Source organism: Pseudomonas sp. GW821-FHT09H03 (assembly GCF_059415945.1).
Map to the genome: position 1 here is coordinate 354,180 of NZ_JBWKOF010000004.1, position 14,507 is coordinate 368,686.

Annotated in this window: 10 protein-coding genes; 6 read left to right on the plus strand and 4 right to left on the minus strand. The window is 61.3% G+C overall.

All coding sequences use genetic code 11. From position 1 onward, the window contains the following. The first annotated feature begins 33 nt into the window (after positions 1–33). From mexE to AC07OG_RS08185, 3 genes are read left to right on the plus strand one after another with little or no spacing between them, the layout of a single operon-like run. Entirely contained in the window at positions 34–1,287 is a 1,254-nt protein-coding gene (gene mexE / locus AC07OG_RS08175) for a multidrug efflux RND transporter periplasmic adaptor subunit MexE (RefSeq protein ID WP_218422975.1), read from the plus strand. Between the two features lie 12 nt (positions 1,288–1,299). Then, entirely contained in the window at positions 1,300–4,482 is a 3,183-nt protein-coding gene (locus tag AC07OG_RS08180; protein ID WP_495066698.1) for an efflux RND transporter permease subunit, read from the plus strand. After that, entirely contained in the window at positions 4,479–5,900 is a 1,422-nt protein-coding gene (locus AC07OG_RS08185; RefSeq protein ID WP_495066699.1) for an efflux transporter outer membrane subunit, read from the plus strand. Before AC07OG_RS08180 ends, AC07OG_RS08185 begins: the two co-directional genes overlap by 4 nt. Before the next feature lie 342 nt (positions 5,901–6,242). Here the strand turns inward: AC07OG_RS08185 and AC07OG_RS08190 are convergent, their stop codons facing one another. From AC07OG_RS08190 to AC07OG_RS08200, 3 genes are read right to left on the minus strand one after another with little or no spacing between them, the layout of a single operon-like run. Continuing rightward, positions 6,243–7,208, minus strand: a complete 966-nt coding sequence (locus tag AC07OG_RS08190; protein ID WP_495066700.1) for an HlyD family secretion protein — start codon at positions 7,206–7,208, stop codon at positions 6,243–6,245. 4 nt (positions 7,209–7,212) lie between these two features. Then, positions 7,213–7,413 carry a DUF1656 domain-containing protein gene (locus tag AC07OG_RS08195; RefSeq protein WP_060542032.1) on the minus strand — a complete coding sequence of 67 codons (201 nt, stop codon included), beginning with the start codon at positions 7,411–7,413 and terminating at the stop codon, positions 7,213–7,215. Beyond that, on the minus strand, positions 7,403–9,538 hold the full coding sequence (locus AC07OG_RS08200) for an FUSC family protein (protein WP_495066701.1): 2,136 nt from the start codon (positions 9,536–9,538) through the stop codon (positions 7,403–7,405). The genes AC07OG_RS08195 and AC07OG_RS08200 overlap by 11 nt, the downstream gene beginning before the upstream one ends. A 182-nt stretch (positions 9,539–9,720) precedes the next feature. Between AC07OG_RS08200 and AC07OG_RS08205 the strand changes: the two genes are divergently transcribed. From AC07OG_RS08205 to AC07OG_RS08215, 3 genes are all read left to right on the plus strand, one after another. Then, the gene (locus AC07OG_RS08205) at positions 9,721–10,776 is read left to right on the plus strand and encodes a tetratricopeptide repeat protein (protein WP_495066702.1); all 1,056 of its coding nucleotides are present in this window, start codon (positions 9,721–9,723) and stop codon (positions 10,774–10,776) included. A gap of 114 nt (positions 10,777–10,890) precedes the next feature. After that, positions 10,891–12,393: an ATPase domain-containing protein gene (locus tag AC07OG_RS08210; RefSeq protein WP_218425924.1), complete on the plus strand. Its 1,503-nt coding sequence runs from the start codon at positions 10,891–10,893 to the stop codon at positions 12,391–12,393. Then, on the plus strand, positions 12,390–14,060 hold the full coding sequence (locus AC07OG_RS08215; RefSeq protein ID WP_495066703.1) for an ATP-binding protein: 1,671 nt from the start codon (positions 12,390–12,392) through the stop codon (positions 14,058–14,060). The genes AC07OG_RS08210 and AC07OG_RS08215 overlap by 4 nt, the downstream gene beginning before the upstream one ends. Positions 14,061–14,129: 69 nt before the next feature. Here the strand turns inward: AC07OG_RS08215 and AC07OG_RS08220 are convergent, their stop codons facing one another. Further along, positions 14,130–14,507, minus strand: a complete 378-nt coding sequence (locus AC07OG_RS08220) for a response regulator (RefSeq protein ID WP_060542027.1) — start codon at positions 14,505–14,507, stop codon at positions 14,130–14,132.

Genomic DNA, 14,507 nt, shown 5'->3' on the forward strand with positions numbered 1-14,507 from the left:
TTCGCCAATCTCAACACATTGGCGGATTCATCCATGGAACAGTCACTCAAACATTTGCGCATCCCGTTGGCTCTGTTGGCCATAGCGGTGCTGAGCGCCTGCGGCAAGGCTCCGGAGTCCGCCGCTACACCGCCTGCAGCCAAGGTCAGCGTAGCCAGGGTGCTGGAGCAACCGGTCAACGAGTGGGACGAGTTCACCGGACGCCTTGAAGCTCCGGAAACCGTCGAGATTCGTCCACGGGTCTCCGGGCAGATCGATGAAGTGGGGTTCACCGAAGGCGCCCTGGTCAAGAAAGGCGACTTGCTGTTCCAGATCGACCCGCGTCCGTTCCAGGCCGAGGTCCGCCGCCTCGAAGCCCTGGTCGCGCAGTCCCGTGCCAATGCCACCCGCAGCGAAAACGAAGCCCAGCGTGGCGAACGCCTGCGCACCAGCAACGCCATCTCCGCTGAACTCGCCGACTCGCGCACCAGCGCCGCACAGGAAGCCCGTGCCGCCGTCGGCGCCCTGCAAGCGCAGCTGGACCTGGCGAAATTGAACCTGAGCTTTACCCGCGTCACTGCGCCTATCAGCGGTCGTGTCAGCCGCGCTGAAATCACCGCCGGCAACCTGGTGACCGCCGACACCACCCCGCTGACCAGCGTGGTCTCCACCGACAAGGTCTACGCCTACTTCGATGCCGACGAGCGCGTGTTCCTCAAGTACACCCAGCTCGCCCGCCAGGGCAAACGCGGCGCCACCACCCCGGTGTACATGGGCCTGTCCAATGAAGACGGCAATCCGCACCTGGGCCAGATGAACTTCATCGACAATCAGGTCAACCCGAAAACCGGCACCATCCGCGGTCGCGCCGTGTTCGACAACAGCGACGGCAGCTACACCCCGGGCCTGTATGCGCGCCTGAAGCTGGTCGGCAGCGGCACCTACTCCGCGGTGCTGATCAACGACGAAGCGGTCGGTACCGACCTGGGCAAGAAGTTCGTGCTGGTGATGGATGCCGACAACAAGACCGCCTACCGCGCGGTGGAACTGGGTCCGAAAATCGAAGGCTTGCGCATCGTGCGCAGCGGCCTGAACAAGGACGACACGGTCATCGTCAAGGGCTTGCAGCGGGTGCGTCCGGGTTCACCGGTCAGCCCTGAAGTGATTCCGATGGCCAGCGAACAGACCCTCGCGGCCCTCGCACAACAACGACAAGCGCTGGAAGCCAGCAACCTGCCCCAAGTAGCGCCTGCCAGGGTTGCGCCGGGTACGGCTGTGAAACTGGCCGCCACGACCCCACGCGGTTAAGGGAACTTGACGATGAATTTTTCCCAATTCTTCATTTCTCGGCCGATCTTCGCAGCGGTACTGTCGCTGCTGATCCTGATCGCCGGTGCCATCTCGCTGTTCCAGTTGCCGATCAGCGAATACCCCGAAGTGGTACCGCCGACCGTGGTGGTGCGCGCGAACTTCCCGGGTGCCAACCCGAAAGTCATCGGTGAAACCGTGGCCGCGCCACTGGAGCAAGCCATCACCGGCGTCGAGAACATGCTGTACATGTCCTCGCAGTCGACCGCCGACGGCAAGATCACCCTGACCATCACCTTTGCCCTGGGCACCGACCTGGACAACGCGCAGGTGCAGGTGCAGAACCGCGTGACCCGCACCGAGCCGAAACTTCCCGAGGAAGTGACGCGCATCGGTATCACTGTGGACAAGGCGTCGCCCGACCTGACCATGGTGGTGCACTTGACCTCGCCGGACAAACGCTACGACATGCTGTACCTGTCCAACTACGCCTTGCTCAACATCAAGGATGAGCTGGCGCGGCTGGGCGGTGTCGGTGATGTACAGCTATTCGGCATGGGTGACTACTCGCTGCGGGTCTGGCTCGATCCGAACAAGACCGCTTCACGCAATCTGACCGCCACCGATGTGGTCACCGCGATTCGCGAACAGAACCGTCAGGTGGCGGCCGGCGCCTTGGGTGCGCCTCCTGCACCGAATGCCACGGCCTTCCAGTTGTCGGTCAACACCCAGGGTCGCCTGGTGTCCGAGGAAGAGTTCGAGAACATCATCATTCGTTCTGGCGACAACGGTGAAATCACTCGCCTCAAAGACATTGCCCGGGTCGAACTGGGCTCCAGCCAATATGCCCTGCGTTCGTTGCTGAACAACCAGCCGGCGGTGGCGATCCCGATCTTCCAGCGCCCGGGTTCCAACGCCATCGATATCTCCAATGAAGTCCGGGCAAAAATGGCCGAACTGAAGAAGAGCTTTCCCGAAGGCATGGACTTCAGCATCGTCTATGACCCGACGATCTTCGTGCGCGGCTCCATCGAGGCGGTGGTTCACACCCTGTTCGAAGCGCTGATCCTCGTGGTGCTGGTGGTGATCCTGTTCCTGCAGACCTGGCGCGCCTCGATCATCCCGTTGGTGGCGGTGCCGGTTTCGCTGATCGGTACGTTCGCGGTGATGCACCTGTTCGGCTTCTCACTTAACGCCTTGTCCCTGTTCGGCCTCGTGTTGGCCATCGGTATCGTGGTGGACGACGCCATCGTGGTGGTGGAGAACGTCGAACGCAACATCGAGCTGGGGCTGACCCCGGTGGAAGCCACCAAGCGTGCCATGCGCGAGGTGACCGGCCCCATCATCGCCACGGCGCTGGTGCTCTGCGCGGTATTCGTACCTGCGGCCTTCATCTCGGGCCTGACAGGTCAGTTCTACAAGCAATTTGCCCTGACCATTGCCATCTCGACGGTGATCTCGGCCTTCAACTCCCTGACCCTGTCGCCAGCGCTGGCCGCCGTGTTGCTCAAGGGCCATGACGCGCCCAAGGATCGTTTCTCCAGGGTCCTGGACAAGCTCTTCGGTGGCTGGTTGTTCCGTCCGTTCAACCGTTTCTTTGAAAAGGCCAGCCATGGTTATGTCGGCACCGTTGCCCGTGTGATCCGCTCAAGCGGCATCGCCCTGCTGCTGTACGCAGGCCTCATGGTCCTGACCTTCTTCGGCTTCTCCAGCACCCCGACCGGTTTCGTACCCGGCCAGGACAAGCAATACCTGGTGGCCTTCGCGCAATTGCCGGACGCCTCGAGCCTGGATCGTACCGAAGACGTGATCAAGCGCATGTCCGAGCTGGCTCTGAAACAGCCTGGCGTGGAAAGTGCGGTGGCCTTCCCCGGCCTGTCGATCAACGGCTTCACCAACAGCCCGAACGCCGGCATCGTGTTCGTAACGCTCAAACCGTTCGACGAGCGTAAAGACCCGAGCATGTCCGCCGGGGCGATTGCCGGTGCGTTGAACGGCCAGTACGGCGAGATTCAGGAAGCCTACATGGCGATCTTCCCGCCCCCGCCGGTACAAGGCCTGGGCACCATCGGTGGTTTCCGCCTGCAGATCGAGGACCGGGGCAACCTGGGCTACGAAGAGCTGTACAAGGAAACCATGAACATCATCAACAAGAGCCACAACGTGCCGGAACTGGCCGGTCTGTTCACCAGCTACACCGTGAACGTGCCCCAGGTCGATGCCGCTATCGACCGGGAAAAAGCCAAGACCCACGGCGTCGCCGTCAGCGACATCTTCGACACCCTGCAGATCTACCTGGGTTCGCTGTATGCCAACGACTTCAACCGCTTCGGGCGCACCTATCAGGTCAACGTGCAGGCCGAGCAGCAATTCCGTCTTGAATCCGACCAGATCGGTCAGCTCAAGGTGCGCAACAACAAAGGCGAGATGATCCCGCTGGCGACCTTCATCAAGGTCAGCGACACCTCGGGCCCGGACCGCGTGATGCACTACAACGGCTTCATCACCGCCGAAATCAACGGTGCGGCCGCCCCGGGCTACAGCTCCGGCCAGGCCGAGAAAGCCATCGAGAAACTGCTCAAGGAAGAACTGCCCAACGGCATGACCTACGAATGGACCGACCTGACCTACCAGCAGATCCTGTCCGGCAACACTGCGCTGTTCGTGTTCCCGCTCTGTGTGCTGCTGGCGTTCCTGGTGCTGGCGGCCCAGTACGAAAGCTGGAGCCTGCCGCTGGCGGTGATCCTGATCGTACCGATGACATTGCTGTCGGCGATTACCGGGGTGATTGCCTCCGGTGGCGACAACAACATCTTCACCCAGATCGGCCTGATCGTATTGGTAGGGCTTGCCTGCAAGAACGCGATCCTGATCGTCGAGTTTGCCAAGGACAAACAGCTGGAAGGCATGAACCCGCTGGCGGCGGTCCTGGAAGCGTGCCGCCTGCGTCTGCGGCCGATCCTGATGACCTCCTTCGCCTTCATCATGGGTGTGGTGCCCCTGGTGTTCTCCAGCGGTGCCGGTGCCGAAATGCGTCACGCCATGGGTGTGGCGGTGTTCTCCGGGATGCTCGGGGTGACCTTCTTCGGCCTGTTGCTGACGCCGGTGTTCTACGTGTTGATTCGTAACTTTGTCGAGCGGGGTCAAGCGCGCAAGGCAGCCAGGGCCACTTTGAAGCTGGAGTCGCGACAATGACGTTGAAAGCCTTCCTGCCGAGCCTGCTGGTGCTGGCCCTGAGTGCCTGCACCGTCGGCCCGGACTATAAGACCCCGACCACCGAGGCGGCGCATATCACGTCCGCCACCGATGGCGCCGCCGGCCAGAAGAACTTCGACCGCTCGCGTTTCGAAGGCATCTGGTGGCAGCAGTTCGAAGACCCGACCCTCAACCAGCTGGTGACGCAATCGCTGGCCGGCAACCGAGATTTGCGCGTGGCCTTCGCGCGCTGGAAAGCGGCACGGGCGATTCGTGATGACGTCAGCAATGACGCCATGCCGACCATCACCAGCCGCGCCAGCAGTGATTTGGGCAAAGCACAGATTCCCGGGGAAACCACCGATCGGGTGAATATCGAGCGCTATGACCTGGGCCTGGACATGGCCTGGGAAATCGATCTGTTTGGCCGGATCCAGCGCAACCTGGAATCGGCCAACGCCGAGCAGCAAGCCATCGAAGCGGACCTGTACCAACTGCAAGTCAGCATGATTGCCGAGCTGGTGGACTCCTACGGTCAACTGCGCGGTGCACAACTGCGGGAAAAAATAGCCCTGGCCAACCTGCAGAATCAGCAGGAGTCGCGCAAGATCACCATCAACCTGCGTGACGCAGGCGTCGGCGATCAGCTTGATGTCGAGCGCGCCGATGCGCGTCTGGCCTCGGTCGAAGCCAGCGTGCCGCAATTGCAGGCCGAGCAGGTGCGCCAGAAAAATCGCATCGCCACCCTGCTGGGCGAACGCCCGGACAAGCTCAGCGTCGACCTGAGTCCGAAAGACTTGCCGGCAATTGCCAAAACCCTGCCGATCGGCGACCCGGGCGAACTGCTGCAACGGCGTCCGGACATCCTCAGCGCCGAACGTAAACTGGCCTCGGCCACGGCGCGCATCGGGGTAGCCAAGGCCGATCTCTTCCCGCGGGTCAGCCTCAGCGGCTTCCTTGGCTTTACTGCCGGGCGCGGTTCGCAGATCGGCTCCTCGGCGGCCAACGCCTGGGCGCTGGGCCCGAGCATTACCTGGGCGGCGTTTGACCTGGGCAGCGTGAAGGCCCGTTTGCGCGGTGCCGACGCCGATGCCGAAGGCGCCCTGGCGACCTACGAGCAGCAAGTGCTGCTGGCCCTGGAAGAATCGGAGAACGCCTTCAGCGACTACGGCAAACGCCAACAGCGGCTGATTTCGCTGATTCGCCAGAGTGAGTCCAGCCGATCGGCGGCGAATCTGGCGGAGATTCGCTACCGCGAAGGCACAGCGGACTTCCTCGTGCTGCTCGACGCCCAGCGTGAACGCCTGGCCGCCGAAGACACCCAGGCCCAGGCCGAAGTCGACCTGTATCGCGGCATCGTCGCGATCTACAAGGCCCTCGGTGGTGGCTGGCAGCCGGAGACAGTCGCCAGCAGGTGATACGGTTTTTAAAGCGCTCCTTTGGTTGGCCGCAACCAACCATTTTCCTTGCCCCGCGTCTCATTCGGTCGCGGGGCGTTTTTTTGCCTGCGTATTTTCAGTCCTACCACAATTTTCCTTGTGCACACCGGACCTGTGGCGAGGGGGCTTGCCCCCGCTGGGCTGCAAAGCAGCCCCAGGATTTCTGCACCACCAACGATTTTGTGAGTGCTGCGCACTCAATCGGGGGCAAGCCCCCTCGCCACAGAAAGCCCCCCTCACCGCAGCAAGCCCCCTCACCACAGCAAGCCCCCCTCACCGCAGCAAGCCCGCTCGCCAAAAGGCTCGCTTCTACAGGGAGGGTCAGGGGTGATCTTGGGGTTTGCGGTTTTCCAGGACCGTTACAGTGGCCGTCGTCCCGGCCCGCAACTTGTCCTTGCCGGCGTAATCGGCGTCGATCTGTATCCGCACAGGCACCCGTTGCGCCAGTTTGACCCAGGTGTAGCTGGGATTGATGCTGGCCAACAGGCGTCCACCGGGCAGGTTTTCCCGGTCAGCGATGGCGAAGGCGATGCTTTGCACCGTGCCGCCGAAGGTCTCACCGCTCATCAATTCGATTTTGACCCGGTCGCCCTCTTCGATCCGCGGCAGCTTGGTTTCTTCAAAATAACCACTGACATAAAACGAGGCGCTGTCCACCAGCGCCAGCAAGGGACTACCTGCCGTGGCGTAATCGCCCTGACGGGTCAGCAGGTTGGTGACAAAACCACTGACCGGGGATACGACCCGGGTACGCTGCAAATTGAGTTCAGTCTGGGTCAATGCCGCGACGGCCAGTTGCACATTGGCCTGGGCCAGAATCAGGTTGGCCTGGTTGCGCAACAAATCGGCCTGGGCGACCGTCACGTCGGTGTGGGCTTTTTCCCATTCTTCCCCGGAAATCGCCGAACGATCCTTGAGGGTGCGTCGTCGTTGCTCCTCGCTCTGGCGTTGCCTGAGCAGCGCTTCACTGGCGGCAATGTTCGCCTCGGCCTGCCCCAGCGAGGCTTTCGCTACTTCCACGGAGCGCTTGGCATGCTCCACGGCCAGCGTGTAGCGCGCCGGGTCAATCTCCAGCAAAACCTGGCCTTTTTCTACATGCTGGTTGTCCTGCACGCTCAGGCTGACGATGCGCCCCGTGACATCAGCGGACAAGGTCACCACATCGGCACGCACCCGCGCATCACGGGTCCAGGGCGCGCGGGTGTAATGCTCCCAGGCGAACCAGCCAAGGACCAACGCCAGCACCACCACGGCCACCGTCGAGAATCGGGAAAGGATATTCTTCAAGGCCTCAGGCTCCCATCAGCAGAATCAACGAGGCGCAGACGCAGACGTACAACGCGCCTTCGAACAGCGCCTCATGCCAGACGAACTGCAGTACACCGAAACGCCGCAAGACCCAGTCCAGCAGCAGGAAAACCGGCAAGCCCAGCAACAATGCCTGGGCAATCGGCGGGAGATAGACGCCTCCAATCTCCAGGTCAATGGGCAAGGGCAGTCACTCCTTCAACAGATCCGGGCTCAAAGAAGCCACGATAGCGCTCCACGAACGACACCACGATCAACAACGCGACGCGCATGCGAAATACTGACCATAGATGTTCGTGAACGCTGGCATGCAGACCATCGAGCTCGTCGCCCAACGTGCGCAGATTTTCCAGCACCTGGCCCGGCTCGACGCCCGGTCGGCCGGCGACCAGCCTCCCGGTCTCGCGGACCGTTGCGAACAGGCGGGTTTTGACTTGTGCACTCAACAGATCGTTGTTCTGTCCCTGTTGTCGCAGCTGATTCAAGGCAATGCCCAGGGCCATGCACCCAAGGCTCACCTGAAACAAATCCCGGGACTGCGAATCCTGAGTGGCCGGCAACAAACCCAACATCATGGTCAGGCGATCAACCATGCGACTCTCGAAGGCAAACTGCTGCTGGTCGGTGGGCGGTACTTTCAACAAGGCGTAAACCTGCTCGCAGTTCTCCTTGTACAGCCGGCGTATCCGCAACACGGGCCTGAACGGGAAGATCAGTGCATAGACGCTCAACGCCAGCACGGTAGCGCAAGTATAGGCCCCGGCGAATTCGAACCACTGGACAGCGCTGTTCTGTCCTACCCCTGCGTTCACCGGACCGAGCATTAGAAAAGTGGTCAGGCCCAGACCAATCCCGGTGCCTGTGGTTGCCGGGTTGGCCAGACCCACCGCGACGGCGTAGAGCAGCGGCATCAGCAGCAAGGCGAGCATCTCGAAGTTACTGATCATTGGCACGAACATGAACTGCAACAGCGCCGACGCCACCAGCGCCAGCCCGAACCCCCTGGCATAACTTTGAACCGCCAGCAGCGGCCGTGGAAAAGTCGACATCAGCGAGCACAGAATCCCCACCAGGACCATGCCGCCCCGCGCGCCGTCCCAGCCGGTTTCGATCCAGATCAGCCCGGCCACCAACAAGGCGGTGAATGCGCGGATGGCATTCATGGTGGCCAGGGTAAAGTCCAGGTGCAGCGGGTTTTCCTGGCCTGCAAACATACTGCTGGCTGGCCGCCCGCTCTGGATCGCGTCACTGAGTTCCAGTATCTGTTCAAGCTGCTGCAACAGGCGCGCCTGCTCCCAGCGCAGTGACCAGGCCAGCGAGCGCAGGGTGGCCGGCATGGTCTCGGTCAATTGTTCAGCCTTGTAGGCCAGCTCATCGAAACGCTGTTGCAGCGAGGTGAAATGGTGACGCTTGTCGCCGGGCAGCGAACGTCCGTGCAGTGCCAACTGATCGAGAAAGGCCAGTTCTTCGGCGCGCAGACGCTGGATTTCTTCGGGCAATTCCCCTTCCCAGCGCTCCGTCAGCAGCAGTCGCTGGTGACGCAGGGCGGTGAGTCTCGCCGTCAGCAGCACCAACTGATTACCCAACAATTGCACCAGAGCGTTGGCGCTGCGCAGGCGCGGCGCATCAAAGTACAGGTGCCGACGCACGCCCTCCAGCGCACTGATCTGGCCCAGCAACTGCATTTGCCGGCGTTGAAAATCCTCCTCGCTTTCTTCAGTACGGATCACGGCACTGGCATGGGTCGCCAGCAACCTGGTGATCTGATCGATTTTGGCGAAGTAGTCCCGGGCCACCGCTTCCGGCCGCGCCGTCAGCAGGCTGACCACGCACACACAGGCCACGGCCAACAAGGTCTCGGTCACACGGGTCACCGCCAGCAAAAACGTGGCGTCCTGATCGGGTATCGCCAGTAGCGCGATGACCACGGCGGTGTAGCCACTGAGCACGAACGCCTGGGAACTGGTGTAGCGCAAAAGCGTGCCACCGGCGGTGCACAGTGCCAGCCACAGGGCCAGGGTGGTGATGAAAGGCAACGGCGCCTGGGGAAAAATCGCCATGATCGCCACCGCCACCACCGCGCCCAGGGTGGTACCGATGACCTGGCCAAAACTGCGTGCCAGCACCATGCCGCCCAGCGGCTGGCTGATAATCACCACGGCCATGATCGACCACTTGGGTTGGTCGAGGTCAAACACAAACGCCAGATACAAGGTCAACAACCCCGCGGCGATTGTTCTCAAGGCAAACAGCAGTACCCCGCGGTCGGGGAAGAGCATCGCCTTGAAGTACTGCAGCAGTGCTTGCATGAAGTTGCCTGTCGAGTGATCTTAAGCAAGCGTAGTCACTGCTTCGGGCTCTCGACAGCTTTCGGGGCGAAGCGCCCTGATGGTGGGTTACACGGGTGTTCTACGACGTCAACGTTTGACTCACAGCCTGACCTGACCGAAGCTGGCGCCTCTGCAAAAGCTTGCCAGTTCCGGATTCCTGCATGCCCAAGTCCCGTCGCTACCTGCTCATCAGCCTCTGCGCCCTTTTTGTCATCGGCCTTGCGTGGTTGTCCCTGCGCAGCACCACACCGGTGGTTCCCGATGCGATCAAGCACGGCTACAGCGAAGCGCTGGCGGCAGCCCGGGCGGGTCAGCCGGGTGCCGCGCGGGTGCTTTATCAGCAACTGGCCCGCCCTGACCTGTCGCCCAAGCGGCGGGTGTGGCTGCATGCGGAGTTGCCCAACTACCCAAGCTCGGTGGCCTTGAAACTGGCCGATGCGGACTTGCAGAACGAATCGCCCGAGGTGCGTATCGCGGCGATCAAAAGCATCAACGCCCTGGTGCCCACCGGCCAGCGCAGCCTGCTGCTGGGCCCCTTGCTCGATGACCACGAGCAAAGTGTCCGGCTGGCCGCCGTCAATGCCCTGCTGGGTTTGTCACCGGATGATCTGGGGTTGTATTTCGGGCCTTTGGAGCAGGCTATAGATGCCTGGGAACAGGTGCTTAAAAGCGAGCCGCAAAGCGCCGACAACCAATATCAGCTGGCCCGACTGCACTTGCACAACGCCGAGCTCAAAGAAGCGCAACAGGCTCTGGACAATACCCTGCGCCTGGCACCGGGCAACCTGCCGGCGCTGGTCATGCAGATCGAAGTACTCGACAAGCAGGGCCAGAGCGACGCCGCCCGGCAGCTATTGGCCAGGCAACTGCAGGCGCAACCCAACTCCGCCTATCTGCAACATGCCCTGGGCATGTGGTTGCTGCATCACGATCAAAGTGAATTCGCCCTGCTTGGCCTGTCCAAAGCCGTCGAGCTGGAGCCTGATAACAAGGATTACCGCTACGACCTGGCCGTTACCCTGCATGACGAACAGGAGCTTGAAGCGGCCCAGAAACAGTTGCAGGAAATCGTTCAGCGCCACCCGAATGACCGCAAGGCGCGGGTCATGTTGATCAATTACTGGAAAGAAAGCGGCCAGCTGCAAAATGTGCAGATCCTGCTGGCGCAACTCGAACAGCTCAATCCTGATGACCCGGCCCTGCAGCAAGGGCTCTGAGGTGAGCGAAAAAATTCGTTGAACGGTCGTGGCGACAAAAGGTCAAGTGATAAGGCAGCCACGGCGATTTGCACTGACCTGCCCCGCATCCCCTTGGACAAGAGAGGACGTTTTTTGTCTACATCCAACGAATTCAACCAACTCAAAGCCGCGACCGGCATCGAAGGCCTGGACGATATCCTCGCCGGCGGATTGTCTCGCGGCCATGTGTTCCTGCTCGAAGGTGAACCGGGCACCGGCAAGACCACGGTGGCCTTGCACTTCTTGATGGCCGGCGCGGCAGCCGGCGAGCGCTCGCTGTATATCACCCTCTCCGAAACCGAACGCGAGCTGCGCCAGGGAGCGCTGTCCCACGGCTGGGAACTGGGTGAAAACATCCATATTTTCGAACTGACCCCACCGGAAAGCCTGCTCAATGCCGAGCAACAGCAGACATTGCTGTATTCCTCCGACCTTGAGCTGGGTGAAGCGACCCGACAGATCTTTGAAGTGGTGGAACGCTTCAAGCCGACCCGCGTCATACTCGACAGCCTGTCCGAGATTCGCCTGTTGGCCCAGAGCTCACTGCGTTATCGTCGTCAGATCCTGGCCATCAAGCACTACTTTGTGCGTTATAACGCCACGGTGTTGTTGCTCGATGACCTGACCACCGAGTCACTGGACAAAACCGTGCACAGTGTCGCCCATGGCGTGATTCGCCTTGAAGAATTGACGCCCAGCTACGGTGCCGAACGACGACGCATACGGGTGGTTAAATACCGGGGTCAGAAATACCGTGGCGGCTTTCATGACTTCACCATCATGGCCGACGGCGTGCATGTTTTCCCGCGCCTGGTGGCCGCCGAACATCGCGGTACCTACATCCGCCAGCAATTGACCAGCGGCATACGGGAAATGGACGCCCTGCTCGGAGGCGGTATCGAGACCGGTTCCAGCACCCTGATTCTCGGCCCGGCCGGTACCGGCAAATCACTGATCTCGATGATCTTTGCCGCCTCTGCGGTTGCCAGGGGCGAAAAAGCTGCGCTGTTCATCTTCGACGAAGAATTGGGATTGCTGTTCGAGCGCATGAAGAACATCGGCATCGATCTGCAAGTGCTGCAAGACAGCGGTAACTTGCTGATCGAGCAAGTGGATGCCGCCGAACTGTCCCCCGGCGAGTTCTCCCACCGGGTCAGACGTTGCGTCGATGAACGCAATATCAAGACCGTGGTCATCGACAGCATCAACGGCTACCAGGCGGCGATGCCGGAAGAAAATGCCCTGGTGCTGCACATGCACGAGCTGTTGCTGTACCTCAATCGCCAGGGTGCCGCGACCTTCATGACCGTTGCCCAGCACGGGCTGGTCGGCGACATGCAGGCTCCGGTGGACATCACCTATCTGGCCGACACGGTCATTCTGCTGCGCTATTTCGAGGCCCTGGGCAAGGTGCGCCGGGCCATCTCCATCATCAAGAAGCGCACCGGCAGCCATGAATCGACCATCCGTGAATATCGCATCAGTGCCCAAGGCATGACCATCGGCGAACCGCTCGATGCATTCCAGGGCGTATTGCGTGGCGTGCCCACGTATCTGGGCGCCAGTAGCCCGCTACTTGAGGAAGACCACCGGTGACGGTGGTGAGAGCGACTTCCGAGCGTGCGATCATCCTCGCGCCACTGGGACGCGACAGCCAGATTGCCTTGATGTTGCTCAATGAAGCCGGTTTCGACGGGGTCATCAGCCGTGATCTGGCCGCCTTGTGCGGGGAGCTGGAGCAAGGCGCGGGACTGCTGCTGATCTCCTCCGAGGCCCTCATGGGCAGTGATCCCGAGCCGCTGCTGCGCTTGCTCGAGCAACAACCGGCGTGGTCCGACCTGCCGATCGTATTGCTCACTCACCATGGCGGCCCGGAACACAATCCCGCGTCACGCATTGGCCCGCAGCTGGGCAATGTGACGTTCCTCGAGCGACCTTTTCACCCGGTCACCTTGATCAGCCTGGTGACCACCGCCCTGCGGGGACGGCGACGCCAGTATGAAGCCAGGGACCGGCTGATCGACCTCAGCCAAAGCGAACTGCGCCTGCAAAACACCCTCGAAACCCTGGAACAGCAGGTCGAGGAACGCACCGCCCAGTTGCGCCACAACGAAGAGGCCCTGCGCCAGTCGCAGAAAATGGAAGCGGTCGGCCAACTCACCGGCGGCATCGCCCATGACTTCAACAACATGCTCACCGGCATCATCGGCAGTCTCGAGTTGCTGCGCCGCCGGCTGGCCCGGGGGCGCACCGAAGATCTGGACAGCCTGATCGATCTGGGAGTGACCTCGGCCAACCGCGCGGCGGGCCTGACCCATCGCCTGCTGGCGTTCTCCCGGCGCCAGTCACTGGATTCAAAACCGGTGGAAATGAACACCCTGGTAGTCTCCATGGGTGAACTGCTGCAACGCAGCATCAACGAAAGCATTCGCCTGGACATACAGTTGAGCGACAACCTTTGGGTTGCCGAAGCCGACCCCAATCAGCTGGAAAGCGCCCTGCTCAACCTGGTGATCAATGCCCGTGATGCCATGCCCGACGGCGGGAAATTGGTGGTCAGCACTTGCAATCAGCATCTGGATGAAGACTTCACCCGGGCCCACGGCAACCTCGGTGTCGGCGATTACGTGGTATTGAGTGTCACCGATACCGGCTGCGGCATGTCGCAAAGCATCATCGACCGAGCCTTTGATCCGTTTTTCACCACCAAGCCCATTGGCCAGGGCACTGGTCTTGGCCTCTCGATGATCTATGGCTTCAGCAAACAATCGCGCGGTCATGCCAGCATCCAGAGTGAACCTGGCCAAGGCACCACCGTCAGCCTCTACCTGCCGCGCTTCGGCGGCGACCTGCCCCAGGACCAGCCGGCCGACCGGCAGTACGATTCGTTCGCGTATCACGGCGAGACGGTACTGATCGTCGAGGATGATCCGGCTGTGCGCGTGCTCGTCTGTACGGTACTGAGCGATCTGGGCTATGCCTTTGTCGAGGCCGCTGATGCCGACAGCGCGGTGCCGATTCTCGACTCACCGCAGCGCATCGATCTGTTGATCAGTGACGTCGGTCTGCCAGGCATGAATGGCCGGCAGCTGGCGGAAATCGGTCGGCAGCTGCGCCCTGATCTCAAGGTGTTGTTCATCACCGGCTACGCCGAACATGCCGCCGTGCGCGGCGGCTTCCTTGACCCGGGGATGCAGATGATCACCAAGCCGTTCACCTTCGACCTGTTGACGGCGAAGGTGCAGGAGATGATCCGAATCTGAAACAAGCGCAAAACCTGTGGGAGCCAGACTGCTGGCTCCCACAGGGTCCATCGGTTCAGGCAGACATGTTTACGACAACATGTCCTGCATCAACTCCTGCAACCTGTCCAGATCAAACGGCTTGTCCAGAATCGGTGCGGTGCGCGTGATCGGGCTGTCCGTCTCGCGGATTTCCTGGGCATAGCCGCTGATGAAGATCACCTTGAGCTCCGGTCGCAGCTTCACTGCCGGCTCGGCGATCTGCACGCCGGAGATACCACCGGGCAGGCGGAAGTCAGTGATCATCATGTCCAGGTGCGGTTTGCTGGCGAGGATTTCGAAGGCCTGCTCACCGTTTTCGGCTTGCAGCACCCGGTAACCCTCCCCCGACAGATAAGCGACCAGCACCATCAGTATGGAGGGATCGTCTTCGACGACCAGTACAACATCTTGCGCATCTTCACTCAT